Here is a 17,261-nt window from a genome sequence, read left to right as displayed (position 1 = left end):
AGATGCCAGACAGAAACGTGAGACGACGTCGATTCGTCAAGGCGGCAGGTGCAGCAGGTATCGTCGGCCTCGCTGGATGCTCCGGCGGCGGTGGTGGCGGCGACGGTGGCGACGGTGGCGACGGCGGTGGTGGCGGCGACGGCGGTGGTGGCGGCGACGGTGGCGACGGTGGTGGTGGCGGCGATTCGATCCTCGTCGGCACCCTCGCGCCGTTCAGTCAGGGTCTCGGCTGGGTCGGCCCGAACGCCGCCCGCGGCCGCGACGTCGCCCTCGCCGACATCAACGACGCCGGCGTCCTCGGCAGCGAGGTGGAGATCAACGAACAGGACACGGAGACGACGCCACAGGCGGCCGTCTCGGGGTTCAACACGCTCGACGAGGCCGGCGTGGTGGCCACGCTCGGCCCGTCGAGTACGGTGATTCCGAACCTGTTCCAGCCGGTCGCGGACGCGGAACTTCCGATGCTCTCCGTCTCCGCGGGGACCACCCAACTGGACGACGTGGGTGGCCCCGACGACTACCTGTGGCGGACGGTCCCGAGCGACGCCATCGCCGGGCGCGCACAGGGGCAGTACGCCCTCGACAACGACTACACCCAGATGGCGGTCGTCTACAAGGACGACAAGGGATCACAGAGCTTCTCGGCGGCGGTGGCCGACTACTTCACCGGCCAGGGCGGCGAACAGGTCGCCGACGTGGCCCTCGCCATCAACTCCGACTCCTACCGCAGCGAGATGCAAGAGATCGCCGACTCCGGGGCGGACGTCATCTCCATGACCGCCGGCACCGAGGTGTCGGCGCTGTTCATGCGCAACTACATCGAGGCCGACCTCGACATCCCCATCTTCATCGGGAACGACGTCATCACGGCCGACTTCATCGAGCGCATCGGGGCCGACGCGATGGCCGAGGCACCCATCTTCGGACAGGCTCCCGCGCCCGGCCCGGCCTACGACCAGTTCCAGCAGTCCCACCAGGACATGCACGGTCAGGCACCCGGCACCTTCGGTGCCGCCGGCTACGACGCGATGAACATCATCGCGCTGGCGGCCCAGCGTGCCGGCGAGGCCACCCGGCAGGCCATCACGGACAACATCAACCCGGTCGCTCGCCCCGAGGGTACCGAGGTCACCACCTTCTCCGAGGGCAAGGAGGAACTCGAAGCCGGCAACGAGATCAACTACCAGGGCGCGTCGAACCCGCAGGACTTCGACGAGGACGGCGACCCCGTCGGACCATTCTCCGTCCTCGAAGTCGAGGGCGGCGAGTGGACCGAGCTGACGACGTTCTCGACCGAGGAACTGACCGCTTGAGGCCCGTCTGCAACGTCCGCAGACGCACACCAACTTCCAATATTCAACACATGAACCACATCGAACCATGGCACTTGTAGACCTACTGCTGGTCGTCGGCATCATCGCCGGCGTCTACTCGCTGCTGGCGATCGGCATGAACATGCACTGGGGCGACACCGGCCTGTTGAACTTCGCACACGCGGCGTTCTTCGCGGTCGGCGCGTACACGTCCGCGATACTCACGACACCGCCGGCGACCGGCAGTCTTGCGACGCGGGTCGTCGGGTTCGACTTCCCGATCATCGTCGGCCTCGTCGCGGGGACCGCCCTCGCCGGCGTCTTCGGCGTGTTGATCGCCCTCCCGAGCGTCCGGCTCGAGGGCGACTACCTGGCGATAGTGACGCTGAGTGCCGCGGAGCTCATCCGACTGCTGATCCACAACGAGGCGTGGCTGACGACGGGTGCCCAGACGCTGAAGAACATCCCCCGCCCGCTCGACGGCGCGATCCCGTTCAGCTACGACCTCTTCTACTTCGTTCTCGTGTGGGCCATCGTCGCCGTCTGCTACCTGCTGTTCGAACGGCTCTCGACCAGTCCGTTCGGGCGGGTGCTCCACGCCATCCGCGAGAACGACGACGTGCCCCTCGCACTCGGCAAGAACACCTACGTCTTCAAGCTGAAGTCGTTCGGCATCGGCGCGGCCATCGCCGGCCTCGCCGGCGGCCTCTGGGCGCACTACGTCTACGCCATCTCGTCGATCATGTTCCTGCCCAGCATCACGTTCCTGATCTGGGCGGCCGTCATCATCGGCGGGGCGGGGAGCTACGGCGGCGCGATCCTCGGAGCCAGCGTCATCGTGGGGCTCCGACAGATCACGCGGTTCATCCCCGGCGACGTGCCCTTCGGCGACCAACTCTCCTACATCCGACTGATGGTCGTCGGAGTGGTGTTGATCCTCGTCCTCTACTACCGGCCGGAGGGCCTGCTCGGCGACGCCGAGCGGTTGCAGGCCGGCACTTCGGAGTGATCATCGATGGTACTCGATCCACAACTCATCTGGAACGGACTGGTCGTCGGAAGCATCATCTCCGTCGCCGCGTTGGGGCTGACGCTCATCTTCGGCATCCTCAACTTCATCAACATCGCGTACGGCGACTACATGGCCGCCGGCGCGTACGTCGCCTGGGCGGTCAACGCACAGGTCGGACTGCCGCTCGGCGTCGCCATCGTCGCCGGCGTCCTCTTCATGTCCGTCGGTTCGGTGGTCCTCGACAAACTGGTCTTCCAGCACTTCCGGACCCGGAGCCCGATCACGCTGCTCATCGTCTCGATTGGCGTGGCCTTCTTCATCCGGAACCTGCTGCGTGCGATCTGGGGGCCCAGTGGGCACTTCTACGACCTCCCGATGGAGGCCAACCCCTCCTTTGCGGGGGTCAGGTTCAGCGTCGAACAGATCGCGATCATCGTCGTGAGCCTGCTCCTGTTGCTCGGCGTCTACGCCATGCTCCGTCGGACCCGGATCGGCATCGCGATGCGCGCGGCGTCCGACGACCGGATGCTCTCGCGCATCCGCGGCGTCGACACGGAGAAACTCGTCCTGTACGTCTGGCTGATCGGCGGTGCCATCGCCGGCCTCAGCGGCATTATGCTCGGACTCGACGCCCAGATCCGCCCGAACATGGGCTTTACCGCCCTGATCGCCATCTTCGCGGCGGTCATCCTGGGCGGCATCGGTGACCCCAAGGGTGCCGTCGCCGGCGGCTACTTCATCGGCGTCGCACAGGAAGTGAGCGTCGCCGTCATCCCCTCGGAGTACAAGTTCGGCGTCGGTCTCGTTGCACTGATCATCGGTCTGCTCACACGTCCGGACGGCCTGTTCGGGGAGGCGACGCGATGACGCTCCTCGAAGCCAACAACCTCCGGAAGACGTTCGGCGGCATCGTCGCCGTCGACGACGTCTCCTTCGAGGTCGAGCGCACGGAGATCGTCGGCGTCATCGGCCCGAACGGGGCCGGCAAGTCCACCATGTTCAAACTGCTCGCGGGCTTCCACCACCCCGACGAGGGGACCGTGACGTTCGACGGCGAGAACATAACCGGACTGCCACCCAACGAGCGGACCCAACGCGGTCTGGTGCGGACCTTCCAGATCGCACAGGAACTCACTGGGATGCGAGTGATGGACAACATGCTGCTCGCGTCGCAGAACAACCCCGGCGAGAAGGTGCTCGCGGCGGCCGCGAACACCAGCGGGGTCCGCGAGTTTGAGCGGGACGCCCGCGCCCGCGCCGAGGAACTCCTGAAGTTCCTCGAACTCTGGGACCTGCGCGACGAGTACGCCGGCAACCTCTCGGGCGGTCAGCGAAAGCTGCTGGAACTCGGCCGGGCGCTGATGGCCGATCCGGAGCTCCTGTTGCTCGACGAGCCGATGGCTGGGGTCAATCCGGACCTGACCGACCGACTCCTCCAGCGCATCATGGAGTTGCGCGACGAGCGCGACATGACCTTCCTCGTCGTGGAACACGACATCGAAGCGATCATGCGCATCTCCGACACCGTCATCGGCCTGCACGACGGCGCGGTGCTCTCGAAGGGTACCCCGGAGGAAGTCCAGTCCGACGAGCGGATGCTCGAAGCGTACCTCGGAGGTGACGTCTAATGTTACTCGAACTCGAGAACGTCGTCAGCGGCTACGGCGACGCGATCATCGTCCACGGTGTCGACATGCAGATGGAAGACGGCGAGGTGGTCACGATCATCGGCCCGAACGGGGCCGGGAAGTCGACCCTGCTGAAGACCATCGTCGGCGTCGTCGAGGCCCGGGAGGGCTCGGTCCACTTCAACGGCACCGATCTGGCCGGCAAGCCGCCGGAGGAAATCGTCGAGTACGGCATGTGTTACGTCCGCCAGAACGACAACATCTTCCCGAACCTCTCGGTCATGGAGAACCTGAAGATGGGCGCGTGGCCCGCCGAGGGGAAAGACTGGTTCGACTTTGACGAGCGACTCGAGGAGGTGTACGACCAGTTCCCCGTCCTCGAGGACCGCGCCGACCAGCGGGCCGGCTCCCTCAGCGGCGGCCAACAGCAGATGGTCGCGATGGGGACCGCGATGATCCTCGATCCCGATCTGCTCGTCCTCGACGAGCCGTCGGCGGGGCTGGCCCCGCAACTCGTCGAGGAGATGTTCGAGAAGATCGTCGAGATCAACGACGCCGGCACGCCGATCCTGATGGTCGAGCAGAACGCTCGGGCGGCGCTCAAGCGCTCCGACCGCGGCATCGTCCTCGATATGGGCGAGAATCGGTTCCAGGGCACCGGCGAGGAGTTGCTCGACAGCGACGAGGTGGCCGAACTCTACCTCGGCACCGACTGATCGGGCAACGCCTCCTCGGTTCGCCGTTCTCGTACACGTTCGACAGCGTTATTAGAATGGTCGCCGTCGAACGCTACCCATATGCCAGACGACGAGACCGACGCACCCGGATTCCACACGCGAAGCCTGCACGCCGGCCAGCGCCCCGATCCGTCGACGGGTTCGCGCGCGCCGCCCATCTACCAGACCACGTCGTACGTCTTCGACGACGCCGACGACGCCGCGGGGCAGTTCGCCCTCGAGACGGAGGGCCACATCTACTCGCGGCTGATGAACCCGACCGTCGGCACCCTCCAGGAGCGTCTCGCCTCGCTCGAAGGTGGCGTCGGGGCCGTCGCCACCGCCTCCGGGATGGCCGCCCTCGACCTCGCGACGTTCCTGCTCGCGGAGGCGGGCGACAACGTCGTCACCGCCTCGGCGCTGTACGGCGGCACCTACACGTACCTCACCCACTCCGTCGAGCGCCGTGGGATTACGACCCGGTTCGTCGACACGCTGGACTACGACGCCTACGCCGACGCCATCGACGACGACACCGCGTACGTCCACCTCGAGACGATCGGCAACCCGGCGCTGGTGACCCCCGACATCGAGCGCATCGCGGACATCGCCCACGAGAACGGCGTCCCCCTCCTCGTCGACAACACGTTCGCGACGCCGTATCTGTGCCGACCGGTCGAACACGGCGCTGATCTCGTGTGGAACTCGACGACCAAGTGGCTCCACGGATCGGGGTCGACCGTCGGCGGGGTCCTGGTCGACGGCGGCACCTTCGACTGGGGGACGTACGCCGACGACTACCCCGAGATCGGCGCGGACAACCCCGCCTACCACGGCGTCAACTTCCACGAGACGTTCGCGCCCGCGGGCTTCACCTACGCTGCCATCGCCCGCGGCCTGCGGGATCTGGGCGACCAGCAGTCGCCGTTCGACGCGTGGGTCACCCTCCAGAAACTGGAGTCGTTCCCGATGCGGATGGACCGCCACTGCGAGAACGCGATGGCCGTCGCGGAACATCTCGCCGACCACCCCGACGTGGGCTGGGTGACCTACCCCGGCCTCCCGGACCACGAGACCCACGACGCCGCCAGCGAGTACCTCGACGACGGCTACGGCGGCATGATCACCTTCGGCCTCGAGGCGGGGTACGAGGCCGCCCGCGAGACGGTGAACAACGTGGAACTCGCCTCGCTGCTGGCGAACGTCGGCGACGCGAAGACGCTGGTGATCCACCCCGCCTCGACCACCCACCAGCAGTTGACCGAGGACGAACAGCGCGCGGCGGGGGTCACGCCCGACATGGTCCGTCTGTCCGTCGGACTGGAGGACGTCGAGGACATCGTCGCCGACTTGGATCGAGCCATCGACGCCGCGACCTGACCGGCGGCGACGCGTCCCGCCGCGTCACGCTCGGTTCGCGTCGATCAGCCCCCGTTCCTCGAACGCTCGACCGAGGCGGTCCATCGACGCCACGACGACGTCGCAGGCGGGCCGCACCGCCGGCTTGGGGAGGAAGCCCACCGACAGTCCCGCGACTTCCAGCATCGGGAGGTCGTTCGCTCCGTCACCGACGGCGACGGTTCGCGAGAGTGGGTAGTCCAGATCGGCCGCCAGCGACTCCAACGCCCGGTCTTTGGTGCCCTCGATCAGCGGCCCCTCGACGTCGCCGGTGAGGTGGCCACCCTCCCGGGGGAGGCGGTTGGCGATCACGGTGTCGACGCCGACGCCCGCGCGGTCGAGGGCGTGCTCGACCCCCCGTTCGAACCCTCCCGTGAGGACGGCGGTGTGGTGGCCGGCGTCGTTCAGGGCTTCGAGCAGGTCGGCCGCGCCGGGTCGCAGGCGCACCCCGTCGAAGGCGTCGTCGGCCCGTTCCGTGTCCAGTCCCTCCAGCAGCGCAGCCCGTTCGCGCAGGCTCTCGGCGTATCCGATCTCGTCGTTCATCGCGCGTTCCGTGACCTCGGCCATCCGGTCGGCGACGCCACACTGTTCGCCAAGGAGCACCGTCATCTCCGAGTCGGAGAGCGTGCCGTCGAAGTCGAAGGCGACGAGTCGCATACCGACCCGTTGCCGGCCGAGGGTTTGAATCCCCCGCCACGCGACACCGGCCGACGGGTCCCGGCGGTCCGGACGCGGATCGGCGTGTGGTCCCCGGTGCCCCGAGCGTTTGGAAACGCTTAACTCCGTCCTCGGGTCGATTCGACTATGAGGGTACTCGTCACGGACCCGATCGCCGATGCGGGGTTGGACCGGCTTCGTACCGCGGGCCACGAGGTGGAGACCGCCTACGACGCCGAGGGGTCCGACCTGCTCGACGCCGTCGCGGACGCCCACGCGCTCGTCGTGCGTTCGGGAACGGACGTGACCGAAGCGGTGTTCGAGGCGGCCCCCGACCTCGTCATCGTCGGCCGGGCGGGGATCGGCGTCGACAACATCGACATCGACGCCGCGACCGACCACGGCGTCATCGTCGCCAACGCGCCGGAGGGGAACGTCCGCGCGGCCGCGGAACACACCGTCGCGATGGCCTTCGCGACCGCCCGCTCCATCCCGCAGGCACACGCCCGCCTCCGGGACGGCGAGTGGGCGAAAGGCGACTACCTCGGGACCGAACTCAACGGCAAGACGCTCGGCGTCGTCGGACTCGGGCGCGTCGGTCAGGAGGTCGCAAAGCGGTTGGGATCGCTCGGGATGGAGTTGGTCGCGTACGACCCCTACATCGGCCAGGAGCGCGCCGACCAACTCGGGGCCGAACTCGTCGACTTCGAGGCGTGTCTCGACCGCGCCGACTTCCTGACGGTCCACACGCCGCTGACCCCCGAGACCGAGGGACTGATCGCCGGGGACGAACTCACACACATGGAGGGTGGCTACCTGATCAACTGCGCTCGGGGCGGCGTCGTCGACGAGACGGCCCTCGCCGCGGCCGTTGAGGACGGCACGCTCGCCGGCGCAGCGGTCGACGTGTTCGCGGACGAACCCGTCTCGCCGGACAACCCCCTGCTGGCCGTCGACGACGTCGTCGTCACGCCCCACCTGGGGGCGTCGACCGAGGCGGCACAGGAACACGTCGCCACGAGCATCGCCGACCAGGTCGTCGCCGCGTTCGCCGACGAACCCGTCGCGAACGCGCTGAACGCTCCCTCGATCGACGAGAGTGCGTTCCCGCGGGTCGAACCGTACATCGGGCTGGCGGAGACGGCCGGCAAAGTCGCCGCCCAGATGTTCGAGGGCCGGATCTCGACGGTCCGCGTGCGCTACGAGGGTGACATCGCCGACGAGGACGTGGAGTTCGTCACCGCGAGCGCGCTCAAGGGCGTGTTCGAACCTCTGGAGTGGCAAGTGAACGCGGTCAACGCGCCCAATATCGCCGAGGAACGCGGCATCGAGGTGACCGAGGAGAAGACCCGGCAGAGCGACGACTTCCAGAGTCTCGTCACCGTCACTGTCGGCGACGGAACCGACGACATCGTCGTCGGCACCACGCTGTTCGCGGGCGACGACCCGCGCATCGTCCGCATCGACGGCTACCGCGTCGACGCCGTCCCCCACGGACAGATGCTCGTCGTCCGCAACTACGACCGTCCCGGCGTCCTCGGTTTGATCGGGACCGTCCTCGGCGACAACGAGGTCAACATCGCGGGGATGTTCAACGGCCGCGAGACGGTCGGCGGCGAGGCCATGACGGTGTACAACCTTGACGATCCGGTTCCCGAGGGGGCGGTCGAGACCATCCGGGCCGACGAGCGGATCATCGACGTGACCGGCATCACCCTCGGTGACGGCGAGGACGACTAACGCCGGTTCGTGAACAGACCGACGACCCGGTCGACGACGCCGTCCGAGGGGTCGCTCGACGCCTCCCGATCGGGACCGATCGCGTCCCGGTCCGGGTTCTCGGCGTCGCAGTCGTCCAGCAACCGTTCGTAGCGCTCGACGATCCGTTCGTTCTCGCGGCGTTGCTGTGCCACCGCCTCGCGCAACGCCTCGTTCTCGCGCTCCAGTTCGGCGATGCGCGCTTGCGGGTCGCCCTCGGACACCTCGCTTCGCCTCGGCACCGACGCCGAGGGGTCGTCTCGCCCACTACTGACCGTCCCGGTCGGGAAGCCGCTCGGAGCCATGTGTGTGTGTACTGGTCACACACGCAAAAACGTCCGTCAGACGGCAGTCGGACGCAGAAGGCACAACGTATAGGTGGCGACCGGTCCTTCGGACGACCATGAACGACGACGACTTCGAGACGACGGTCGCCGAGGCGTTCGCGGACCGGTTCGGTGCCGACCCCGAGACGGCGGCGGCGGCCGCAGCGACGGCCGCGGCGTTCCGCGACGAGGTCGACGAGGACCTGACCGCCGAGGCACTGATCGACTCCGTCGCCGTGGCGGACGACTACGACGACTTCGCCCACCGGTACGACCTCGCGATCGGGGAGTTGGCGGCAGCCGACGAGGACTGCACCGACTCGCGGCCCTACCGACTCGCCGGGTTCGACGACCTGGCGGCCGATCCGGATATCGGAGCGTGAACCGAGGGCGCGCCGGTCGCTGTTACTCCCGTGGCCCCTATTAATTAATTACGATAACGGCGGGGTTGATTACCGTTCCGCCCCACCCTCGGAGTGGGAGACGACGAACCGTCTGGTTACGTGCCCCCCTCACAACGCCCCGTCTCCCGCTTCTCGGACGATCACCTCGATAGCGCCGTCTACTCCGCGATGTGTTCGAGGACGGCGTCCACGTCGTTGGGTACCGGTTCGGGATCGCCTCCCGCTTCGAAGGCGGCCTCGGGGTCTTTCAGCAGGTGACCGGTGGTGAGACAGACCACCTGTTCGTCGGCGTCGACGACCCCCCGGTCGCGGAGTTTCCGGAGGCCAGCGATCGACGTCGCGGAGGCGGGTTCGACGCCGACGCCCTCGCCCGCGAGCGCACGCTGTGCGTCGGTGATCGCCTCGTCGCTGACCGAGACGGCGGTACCGTCGGTCGCCCGGATGCCCGGGAGCGCCTTCGGCGCGTTCACCGGGTTGCCGATGCGGATGGCCGTGGCGACCGTCTCGACGTCCGGCCACCGGCGGATCTCGTCGTTTCCCTCCTCGATCGCTTCGACCATCGGGGCCGCGCCCTCGGCCTGTACGCCGGTGAGTTTCGGCACGTCTTCGGGATCGAGCGCCCCGCTCTGGACGAGTTCCCGGAAGCACTTGTAGAGCGCCGCCGTGTTGCCCGCGTTGCCGACCGGGAGGACGATACGGTCCGGATAGGTGCCGTGGTCGGCCACGAACTCCTCTAAGATTTCCAGGCCGATGGTCTTCTGTCCCTCCAGTCGGAAGGGGTTCAGCGAGTTGAGCAGGTACACCTCGCCGGCCGTGGCGAGTTCCTGCACGATGTCGAGGCAGTCGTCGAAGTTGCCGTCGACCTCGAGGATTCGGGCGTCGTGGAGGGCGGCCTGCGCGATCTTGCCCGAGGCCACCTTGCCCGCGGGGAGGAGGACGAGCGTCTCCATCCCGCCGCGTGCGCCGTAGGCCGCGAGGGCGGCGCTCGTGTTCCCCGTCGAGGCACACGCCAACCGCCCGACTCCGAGTTCCTGTGCGACGCGGACGCCGACGGTCATGCCGCGGTCCTTGAACGCACCCGTCGGGTTCATCCCCTCGTGTTTGACCCGGAGGCGCTCGACGCCGAACTCCTCCTCCAGCCGCGGGACGTGGTGCAGCGGCGTGTCGCCCTCGGGGAGGCTGACGCCGGTCTCGAAGGGAAGCGCGGCGGCGTACCGCCAGACCCCTTGTCCCTCGAAGTCGTCGAAGGTCGGCGGTTCGGCGTACCGAACTTCGAGCAGGCAGTCACAGTGGTCGCAGGTGTACCTGATCTCGTCGAAGGGCGCGAACGTCTCGCCACACTCGATACACGCGAGCCAGACGCCGTCGTCGGCGGCGGCGGGTTCCGACGGGGTGGCCGCGGTCAGATCCATACTCATTGGCGGAGCGAAGGGCCGTGGGACAAAAAGCGAGTGGGTTCACTACGGCTGGAACTCGTCGATCGCGTCGTGGACCTGCGCGACCCACTCGTCGAGCGTGTGGTGCATCAGTTCCTTGGCCTCCGGGAGCGGCGTCGCGGTGTACTGGTAGACGTAGCCACCCGGATCGAGGAGACGACGCTCCCGTTCGACCAGTCGCTTGTCGAGCAACGTCGTCAGCGATCGGTTGACGTTGCTCCGGTCGCGGTCGAGGTCCTCGGCGAGTTCCGCCACCGTGCTGCCCGGGTTGTCCAACAGGACGAGATACGTCCGGCTCTCGTGTTCCTGGATACCGAACACGCAGGATAGGACGTGTCGAAAGCTCGGCTCTTCGACGCCGACCAGTTCGTCGATGTCGGGGGCGTCGACCATACGTGTCGTTGTCGACGGGCGGGGTTAAAACTGCGCCACGCAGCCCTCACTCCTTGCGCCCGTACCCCATCTCCTCGATGCACGTCCGCATCGCGTCGGGGTCGTCGTGTTTGTGGAGCGTGGTCGGCGTATCGCAGTAGTACGTGTCGCCGTCGTGGCGGAGCGTCACCTCGTGGACGCCGCCGAGCATCTCCAGGCGAACGACGATCCGCTGGCCGTCGTCGAGGGCGTCGATGATCTCGCCGGCGGTCAAGTCGCCCGGTTCGATCTCTAGCGTGGTCATCGTTCCATCGTCTACGCCCCACACCCTAAATCCGCCGGGCCCGAGACCCGCGACCCGACAGGTTAAACGCGGGGACGCGCCAAGGACCGACGACCGATGAACCCCGCCGACATCCCCGGGCTCCCGTCGGGCGCCGCCGGCCGTCTCGCCGAGTCGGGGATCGAGGAACTCTACCCGCCACAGGCCGCGGCCGTCGACGCCGGCGTCACCGGGGGCGACAGCCTCGTCGCCAGCGTGCCGACGGCCAGCGGCAAGACCCTGATCGCGGAACTCGCCATGCTGTCGAGTGTCGCCCGCGGCGGCACGGCGCTGTACATCGTCCCGCTCCGGGCGCTCGCCGGCGAGAAGAAAGCCGAGTTCGAGCGCTGGGCCGAGCTCGACGAGCCGGACGTGTCGGTGGGCATCTCGACGGGCAACTACGAGTCGAGCGAGGAGTGGCTGGCCGACCGCGACATCGTCGTCGCCACGAGCGAGAAGGTGGACTCGCTGGTGCGCAACGGCGCGCCGTGGCTCGAGGACCTCACCTGCGTCGTCGCCGACGAGGTCCACCTCGTCGACGATCCGAACCGGGGGCCGACGCTGGAGGTGACGCTGGCGAAACTCCGGCGCATCACCCCCGACCTCCAGGTCGTCGCGCTCTCGGCCACCGTCGACAACGCCGACGAGGTGGCCGACTGGCTGGACGCCGAACTCGTCGAGTCCGACTGGCGGCCGATCGACCTCCGGACGGGAGTCCACTTCGGCGACGCAATCACCTTCGCCGACGGCGATCAGCGGGAGGTGCCGGTGGCGAAGGGCGAACGGGCCACCGCCGCCCTGGTCGCCGACACCGTCGACGAGGACGGCTCGTCGCTGGTCTTCGTCAACTCCCGGCGCAACGCCGAGGCGGAGGCCCGGCGGCTGGCCGACGTGACTGCGGACCGACTCTCCGACGACGAACGCGACGAACTCGCCGCCGTCGCCGACGAGGTGGCCGGCGTCTCCGACACCGAGACGAGCGACGACCTGGCCGGAGTCGTCCGGAAGGGTGCGGCCTTCCACCACGCCGGCCTCTCGGCCGAGCACCGATCGCTCGTCGAGGACGCCTTCCGCGACCGGCTGCTGAAAGTCATCTGTGCGACGCCGACACTCGCGGCGGGGGTCAACACGCCCAGCCGGCGGGTGATCGTCCGCGACTGGCGGCGCTACGACGGCGAGTTCGGCGGCATGAAACCCCTCGACACGCTGGAGGTCCACCAGATGTTCGGCCGCGCCGGGCGGCCGGGCCTCGACCCCTACGGCGAGGCCGTCCTACTCGCGAAGGACCACGACACGATGGACGAACTGTTCGAGAGGTACGTGTGGGCCGATTCGGAGCCCGTGGGGTCGAAACTCGCCCGCGAACCGGCGATGCGGACCCACCTACTCTCGACGGTCGCCTCCGGATTTGCCCACACCCGATCCGGCCTGCTCGAGTTCCTCGACCGGACGCTGTACGCCGTCCAGTCCGACGACACGCGTCACTTGGAGTCGGTCGTCGACGACGTGTTGGAGTATCTCGTCGCCAACGACTTCGTCGAACGCGACGGCGACGGGATCACCGCCACTCCCCTCGGCCACACCGTCTCCCGCCTGTATCTCGACCCGATGAGCGCGGCCGAAATCGTCGACGGCCTGCGGGCGGCCGAGGACCCCACCGCCCTCGGGCTCTACCACCTCGTCTCCCGCACCCCCGACATGTACGAACTCTACCTGAAGTCGGGCGATCGGGAGACGTACACCGAACTCTGCTACGAGCGCGAGGCCGAGTTCCTCGGCCGCGTCCCCTCGGAGTTCGAGGACGTGCGCTTCGAGGAGTGGCTGTCGGCGCTGAAGACGGCGAAACTGCTGGAGGACTGGGCGAGTGAGGTCGACGAGGACCGGATCACCGAGCGCTACGGCGTCGGTCCCGGCGACGTGCGCGGCAAGGTCGACACCGCCGAGTGGTTGCTCGGCGCGGCCGAGCAACTCGCGGTCGAACTCGATCTGGACTGTGTCGCCGCCGTCAACGAGGCGAAACGGCGCGTCGCGGACGGCGTCCGCGAGGAACTGCTCGATCTGACCGGTGTCCGTGGGATCGGCCGCAAACGCGCCCGCCGCCTCTACGAGGCCGGCGTCGAGTCGCGGGCCGACCTCCGCGAGGCGGAGAAGTCCGTCGTCCTCGGTGCGCTCCGGGGCCGCGAGGCGACCGCCGAGCGCATCCTCGAAAACGCCGGCCGCCGTGATCCCTCGATGACGGACGTGACGCCGGCCGAGGGGAGTGCGGGGGACGACGGCGAGTCGGCCGACGCCGATGCCGACACGGACCGACGGTCGGCCGACTCCGGGGCCGACCAGCAGGCCAGCCTGGGTGATTTCGAGTGATCGTCGTCGAAGGGGTCGCGACGGTCGACGATCTCGACGCGTTCCTCTCGGATCTGGACGCCGTCGCCGCCGACCACGACGTGACCGTCCAGGCGTTCGACGCACGCTACGTCGTCGACCGCCGACACCTCGCCCGTGCGGTCGACCTGACCGACCGCGCGTTCGCTCGCGGCGAGAACGTCGCCCGCGAGCGGAGTGTCGAGATACTGCTGTACGCCGCCGGCCGGCGACAGATCGACGACGCACTCGAGATGGGGGTGTCCGAGGGCCGGCTGCCCGTCGCCGTCGTCGTGACGGCTGCGGACGACGACGGTGACCGCGAGACCGCCGCGGCCGACGCCCTCCGGGAGCGACTCGCACTCGACCCCACGGGGACGCTCGATTCGACCGATTCGGGCCGCGTACGGGCGTTTTTCGACGTGACGGCGGCGGAACTCGACGCCGTCGACGGCGACCTCTCCGACCTGATCGCGGAGCGGGTCGCCCTGCTCGATGTCGAAAAATGATGTGAAACTCGCCCACGCCGCGGCTTACATATGGGATGGCCGTGTATATTTTCGGGATGACTTCGGACGAGACGGACGCCGACGACGTACCGACGGACATGGAAATCGCGACGGCGACCGAGACCCGGCCGATCGAGGACGTGGCCGGCGACTTGGGCCTCGCCGCCGAGGACCTCGACCCGCAGGGCAACGGCATCGCGAAGATCGAACAGGAGGCGATCCAGCGGACGCTGACCGACGCCGACGAGGGGAACCTGATCCTCGTGACGGGGACGACGGCGACGCCGAAGGGGGCGGGCAAGACCGTCACCACGGTCGGTCTCGGTCAGGGACTGAACCACCTCGGCCACCGGGGGGTCGTCGCGGTGCGCGAACCCTCGCTGGGGCCGGTGTTCGGCATCAAGGGCGGGGCCGCTGGCGGCGGTCACTCGCAGGTCCTGCCGATGGAGGACATCAACCTCCACTTCACGGGCGACCTCCACGCGCTGACGACGGCTCACAACCTCGTGTCGGCGACGCTCGACACGAAGGTCCACTACGGCAACGACCTCGACGTCGACGTCGACGAAGTCGCGTGGAAGCGCGCGCTGGACATGAACGACCGCGCGCTCCGCGACGTCGTCGTCGGTCTCGGCGGGTCGACCAACGGCCCGCCCCGCGAGGACGGCTTCCAGATCACGGCCGCCTCCGAGGTGATGGCGGTGCTCTGTCTGGCCGACTCGCTCGCCGACCTCAAGGAGCGACTGGCGACGATGATCGTCGCCTACGACACGGACGGCGACCCGGTCACCGTCGAGGACCTCGGCATCGAGGGGGCGATGGCGATGCTGTTGAAAGACGCCCTCCGACCCAATCTGGTCCAGACCATCGAGGGCTCGCCCGCCTTCGTCCACGGCGGCCCCTTCGCGAACATCGCCCACGGGACGAACTCGCTCGTGGCCGACAAACTCGGCCTCGCACTCGGCGACTACCTCGTCACGGAGGCCGGCTTCGCAGCCGACCTGGGTTTCGAGAAGTTCGGCAACATCGTCTCCCGGCGTGGCGTCTCGCCCGACGCGGCCGTCCTGACGACCGCCGTCCGGTCGATGAAGTACCACGGTCTGGAGATGTGGCCGACCGACTACGACCGCCTGAAAGGGCCCGACCCCGAGGCGGTCCGGGACGGCACGACGAACCTCGACCACCACGCCGGCATCATCGAGCAGTTCGGCGTCCCCTTCGTCGTCGCCATCAACCGCTTCCCGACGGACACCGACGAGGAGATTCGGGCGATCGTCGACCACTGTGAGGAGCAGGGCTACCCGGTCGTCGTGAGCGAGGCGTTCTCCGACGGCGGGGCCGGGGCCGCCGAACTGGCCGAGACGGCGAAAGACCTCGCGGATAGCGACGAGGGCGACTTCCAGCCGCTGTACGACCTCGACGAGAGCCTCGAGGACAAGATCCGGACCGTCGCGACCGAGGTGTACGGTGCCGAGGACGCCAACTTCACCGAGGAGGCCCAGGACGACCTCGAACGGTTGGAGGAACAGGGCTACGGCGACATGCCCGTCTGCCTGTCGAAGACCCAGCACTCGACCACGGACGACCCGACGCGGAAGGGCGCGCCGACCGACGACTGGACGCTCACGGTCCGCGAGTGCTACCCCGACGCGGGTGCCGGGTTCGTCGTCGTCCTCACCGGCGACGTGCTCACGATGCCCGGCCTGCCGGCCGAACCCGCCGCCGAAGGGATGGACGTCGACGCTGACGGCAACGTCACCGGCCTGTTCTGAACGCCCCGTTCGGCGCCAAACCGACCACGGAGTCGGCTTCTCCCCGAACGGAGACGTTCGAGCGGACCGTGTGTGACGGGTTGGACGACCGGAAAAAATATCAAACGATTACGGTAACGGCAGAGCGATGACGACGATATACTGCGAATGTAGCCGGTGCAACAGTAACGATGTCTCGCTTGGAGCCGGCCCCGAGGGGTTCTTGTTCGAATGCAAATCGTGTAATCTGAACGACCAGCTGAAATTCTCGGGCGAGGGGGGGAACGACATCTGGATACTCTGTAGTAACTGCGGGAGCAACGCCGACATCCTGTTCGACGATTACACGGTCGGGCAGGACACCGTCTCGATAATCCTCGAGTGCCGGAACTGTGGCGGGGACGACGTGTGGCGTGGGTAGAAGGCAGTCACCCGTCGGCCCCCACTCTCGAACGTTTTCACTAGTGGCGGTGTAACCGCAGTCGGGAGTCGTGAACTGATGAACGAGTGGGACGGAACTGTCGCCGAACGGGGGGGAGCGACCGGACCACGTTCAAGGGCGTCCGGGCCCTAAGTGGGACCGTGTCAAACGCCGACGACGGCGCGACCGGCGACGACCCACCCGGCGACGCGCCGACCGTGAGCTGCGAGCGGTGTGGCCGGGAGTGGGACCTCTCGTACGAACTCGACGACCTGCACGCGGGCAACCGCGCAGTCGAGCAGTTCGCACTCGACCACGAGCGTCACACGGGCCACTACCCCGACGGCGTGTCGACCTGGCGGGCGGTCTGTCACAACTGCCCGGACGGCGTCGAACGCCTGTCCGCGGACGCGGCCCGGCGCTGGGCGCGGACGCACGCCCGCCACACCCGCCACGACGTGGCGCTCCACCACGCCGACGACGACGGGACCACGCTGATCGAGGGCGAGGACTAGCGCGGGTCGCTCTCCCACCGATAGTCACACGCCCCGCACGCCGCGAACTCGGTGTCCCGGCGGGTCTCCGGATAGAAGGCGGCGTCGTCGATGCGCGACTCACACCGTGGACAGACGGCGTGGTCGGGGACGAGTACTCCCTTGAACACCGTCTCGCAGTCGGGACACGCCACCTGTTCGTCGGGGCCGACGCCCTCCGTCGTCGCCCCACACTCGGCACAGACGTACCGCCGCACGGGACCGTCGCCCCCGTACTCCGTTCCGGGATCGACCCAGTCGACGTCGACCTCGTCCTCGGCGTGGTCGTCCGATCCGAGCCACGCCAGCACCCGCCCGAGCATGGCGTCGAGGTGTGGCCCCGT

19 protein-coding genes are annotated in these 17,261 nt (G+C 68.2%); 13 read left to right on the top strand and 6 right to left on the bottom strand.

What is annotated here, in order from left to right; genetic code table 11:
* The first annotated feature begins 2 nt into the window (after window positions 1-2).
* The 6 genes from NBT81_RS00440 (at window position 3) to NBT81_RS00415 (ending at window position 6,049) form a co-directional block, all read left to right on the top strand.
* On the top strand, window positions 3-1,313 hold the full coding sequence (locus NBT81_RS00440) for an ABC transporter substrate-binding protein (RefSeq protein WP_338740260.1): 1,311 nt from the start codon (window positions 3-5) through the stop codon (window positions 1,311-1,313).
* Between the two features lie 67 nt (window positions 1,314-1,380).
* On the top strand, window positions 1,381-2,322 hold the full coding sequence (locus tag NBT81_RS00435; protein ID WP_338740258.1) for a branched-chain amino acid ABC transporter permease: 942 nt from the start codon (window positions 1,381-1,383) through the stop codon (window positions 2,320-2,322).
* A 6-nt stretch (window positions 2,323-2,328) separates the two neighbouring features.
* On the top strand, window positions 2,329-3,192 hold the full coding sequence (locus NBT81_RS00430) for a branched-chain amino acid ABC transporter permease (RefSeq protein ID WP_338740257.1): 864 nt from the start codon (window positions 2,329-2,331) through the stop codon (window positions 3,190-3,192).
* On the top strand, window positions 3,189-3,953 hold the full coding sequence (locus NBT81_RS00425; protein ID WP_338740256.1) for an ABC transporter ATP-binding protein: 765 nt from the start codon (window positions 3,189-3,191) through the stop codon (window positions 3,951-3,953). Before NBT81_RS00430 ends, NBT81_RS00425 begins: the two co-directional genes overlap by 4 nt.
* Window positions 3,953-4,669, top strand: coding sequence for an ABC transporter ATP-binding protein (locus tag NBT81_RS00420; protein ID WP_338740255.1), 717 nt, complete (start codon window positions 3,953-3,955; stop codon window positions 4,667-4,669). Before NBT81_RS00425 ends, NBT81_RS00420 begins: the two co-directional genes overlap by 1 nt.
* An 81-nt stretch (window positions 4,670-4,750) precedes the next feature.
* The gene (locus NBT81_RS00415; RefSeq protein ID WP_338740252.1) at window positions 4,751-6,049 is read left to right on the top strand and encodes an O-acetylhomoserine aminocarboxypropyltransferase/cysteine synthase family protein; all 1,299 of its coding nucleotides are present in this window, start codon (window positions 4,751-4,753) and stop codon (window positions 6,047-6,049) included.
* Window positions 6,050-6,073: 24 nt separating this feature from the next.
* On the opposite strand, the gene serB is transcribed toward NBT81_RS00415, so the two are convergent.
* On the bottom strand, window positions 6,074-6,724 hold the full coding sequence (gene serB, locus NBT81_RS00410; protein WP_338740251.1) for a phosphoserine phosphatase SerB: 651 nt from the start codon (window positions 6,722-6,724) through the stop codon (window positions 6,074-6,076).
* A 147-nt stretch (window positions 6,725-6,871) separates the two neighbouring features.
* On the opposite strand from serB, the gene serA reads away from it, so the two are divergent.
* Window positions 6,872-8,464 carry a phosphoglycerate dehydrogenase gene (serA, locus tag NBT81_RS00405; RefSeq protein ID WP_338740249.1) on the top strand — a complete coding sequence of 531 codons (1,593 nt, stop codon included), beginning with the start codon at window positions 6,872-6,874 and terminating at the stop codon, window positions 8,462-8,464.
* Here serA and NBT81_RS00400 read toward each other — a convergent pair.
* Window positions 8,461-8,787, bottom strand: coding sequence for a hypothetical protein (locus NBT81_RS00400; protein ID WP_338740247.1), 327 nt, complete (start codon window positions 8,785-8,787; stop codon window positions 8,461-8,463). The two genes, serA and NBT81_RS00400, sit on opposite strands and share 4 nt — an antisense overlap.
* A 98-nt stretch (window positions 8,788-8,885) precedes the next feature.
* Between NBT81_RS00400 and NBT81_RS00395 the strand changes: the two genes are divergently transcribed.
* Window positions 8,886-9,191 carry a hypothetical protein gene (locus NBT81_RS00395; protein ID WP_338740245.1) on the top strand — a complete coding sequence of 102 codons (306 nt, stop codon included), beginning with the start codon at window positions 8,886-8,888 and terminating at the stop codon, window positions 9,189-9,191.
* A gap of 179 nt (window positions 9,192-9,370) precedes the next feature.
* Here the strand turns inward: NBT81_RS00395 and thrC are convergent, their stop codons facing one another.
* The 3 genes from thrC to NBT81_RS00380 are packed head-to-tail and all read right to left on the bottom strand — an operon-like array spanning window position 9,371 to window position 11,324.
* Window positions 9,371-10,630 (bottom strand): threonine synthase, encoded by a 1,260-nt coding sequence (thrC, locus tag NBT81_RS00390; RefSeq protein ID WP_338740243.1) that lies wholly within the window; start codon window positions 10,628-10,630, stop codon window positions 9,371-9,373.
* Between the two features lie 42 nt (window positions 10,631-10,672).
* Window positions 10,673-11,041, bottom strand: a complete 369-nt coding sequence (locus NBT81_RS00385) for a helix-turn-helix domain-containing protein (protein ID WP_338740241.1) — start codon at window positions 11,039-11,041, stop codon at window positions 10,673-10,675.
* A gap of 46 nt (window positions 11,042-11,087) precedes the next feature.
* Window positions 11,088-11,324, bottom strand: coding sequence for a hypothetical protein (locus NBT81_RS00380; protein WP_338740239.1), 237 nt, complete (start codon window positions 11,322-11,324; stop codon window positions 11,088-11,090).
* 96 nt (window positions 11,325-11,420) lie between these two features.
* Here NBT81_RS00380 and NBT81_RS00375 point away from each other — a divergent pair, with 96 nt between their 5' ends.
* The 5 genes from NBT81_RS00375 to NBT81_RS00355 all read left to right on the top strand — a co-directional run bounded on the left by NBT81_RS00375 (window position 11,421) and on the right by NBT81_RS00355 (window position 16,899).
* Entirely contained in the window at window positions 11,421-13,706 is a 2,286-nt protein-coding gene (locus NBT81_RS00375; RefSeq protein WP_338740237.1) for an ATP-dependent DNA helicase, read from the top strand.
* Complete coding sequence (cgi121, locus tag NBT81_RS00370; RefSeq protein ID WP_338740235.1) at window positions 13,703-14,212, top strand: KEOPS complex subunit Cgi121; 510 nt, start codon at window positions 13,703-13,705, stop codon at window positions 14,210-14,212. The genes NBT81_RS00375 and cgi121 overlap by 4 nt, the downstream gene beginning before the upstream one ends.
* 56 nt (window positions 14,213-14,268) lie before the next feature.
* A complete protein-coding gene (locus NBT81_RS00365) occupies window positions 14,269-15,984 on the top strand; it encodes a formate--tetrahydrofolate ligase (protein ID WP_338740233.1) in 1,716 nt (571 codons plus the stop codon).
* A 127-nt stretch (window positions 15,985-16,111) separates the two neighbouring features.
* Complete coding sequence (locus NBT81_RS00360; RefSeq protein ID WP_338740232.1) at window positions 16,112-16,384, top strand: hypothetical protein; 273 nt, start codon at window positions 16,112-16,114, stop codon at window positions 16,382-16,384.
* Between the two features lie 161 nt (window positions 16,385-16,545).
* Window positions 16,546-16,899: a hypothetical protein gene (locus NBT81_RS00355; RefSeq protein ID WP_338740231.1), complete on the top strand. Its 354-nt coding sequence runs from the start codon at window positions 16,546-16,548 to the stop codon at window positions 16,897-16,899.
* Here the strand turns inward: NBT81_RS00355 and NBT81_RS00350 are convergent.
* Window positions 16,896-17,240, bottom strand: coding sequence for a hypothetical protein (locus NBT81_RS00350; RefSeq protein ID WP_338740229.1), 345 nt, complete (start codon window positions 17,238-17,240; stop codon window positions 16,896-16,898). The genes NBT81_RS00355 and NBT81_RS00350 overlap by 4 nt on opposite strands.
* Between the last annotated feature and the right edge of the window lie 21 nt (window positions 17,241-17,261).

The sequence above is a fragment of the Haloplanus sp. CK5-1 genome (assembly GCF_037201915.1).
In the GTDB taxonomy this organism is placed as follows: Archaea; Halobacteriota; Halobacteria; order Halobacteriales; family Haloferacaceae; genus Haloplanus; species Haloplanus salilacus.
This window is presented reverse-complemented; position numbering and strand designations above follow the sequence as displayed.

Coding starts and splice junctions, on each gene's coding strand:
- thrC (WP_338740243.1), bottom strand. CDS start 10,630: ATGAGTATGGATCTGACCGCGGCCACCCCGTCGGAACCCGCCGCCGCC.
- NBT81_RS00400 (WP_338740247.1), bottom strand. CDS start 8,787: ATGGCTCCGAGCGGCTTCCCGACCGGGACGGTCAGTAGTGGGCGAGAC.
- NBT81_RS00375 (WP_338740237.1), top strand. CDS start 11,421: ATGAACCCCGCCGACATCCCCGGGCTCCCGTCGGGCGCCGCCGGCCGT.
- NBT81_RS00385 (WP_338740241.1), bottom strand. CDS start 11,041: ATGGTCGACGCCCCCGACATCGACGAACTGGTCGGCGTCGAAGAGCCG.
- NBT81_RS00430 (WP_338740257.1), top strand. CDS start 2,329: ATGGTACTCGATCCACAACTCATCTGGAACGGACTGGTCGTCGGAAGC.
- NBT81_RS00420 (WP_338740255.1), top strand. CDS start 3,953: ATGTTACTCGAACTCGAGAACGTCGTCAGCGGCTACGGCGACGCGATC.
- NBT81_RS00440 (WP_338740260.1), top strand. CDS start 3: ATGCCAGACAGAAACGTGAGACGACGTCGATTCGTCAAGGCGGCAGGT.
- NBT81_RS00365 (WP_338740233.1), top strand. CDS start 14,269: ATGACTTCGGACGAGACGGACGCCGACGACGTACCGACGGACATGGAA.
- NBT81_RS00350 (WP_338740229.1), bottom strand. CDS start 17,240: ATGCTCGGGCGGGTGCTGGCGTGGCTCGGATCGGACGACCACGCCGAG.
- NBT81_RS00415 (WP_338740252.1), top strand. CDS start 4,751: ATGCCAGACGACGAGACCGACGCACCCGGATTCCACACGCGAAGCCTG.
- NBT81_RS00380 (WP_338740239.1), bottom strand. CDS start 11,324: ATGACCACGCTAGAGATCGAACCGGGCGACTTGACCGCCGGCGAGATC.
- NBT81_RS00435 (WP_338740258.1), top strand. CDS start 1,381: ATGGCACTTGTAGACCTACTGCTGGTCGTCGGCATCATCGCCGGCGTC.
- NBT81_RS00425 (WP_338740256.1), top strand. CDS start 3,189: ATGACGCTCCTCGAAGCCAACAACCTCCGGAAGACGTTCGGCGGCATC.
- NBT81_RS00395 (WP_338740245.1), top strand. CDS start 8,886: ATGAACGACGACGACTTCGAGACGACGGTCGCCGAGGCGTTCGCGGAC.
- NBT81_RS00360 (WP_338740232.1), top strand. CDS start 16,112: ATGACGACGATATACTGCGAATGTAGCCGGTGCAACAGTAACGATGTC.
- serB (WP_338740251.1), bottom strand. CDS start 6,724: ATGCGACTCGTCGCCTTCGACTTCGACGGCACGCTCTCCGACTCGGAG.
- serA (WP_338740249.1), top strand. CDS start 6,872: ATGAGGGTACTCGTCACGGACCCGATCGCCGATGCGGGGTTGGACCGG.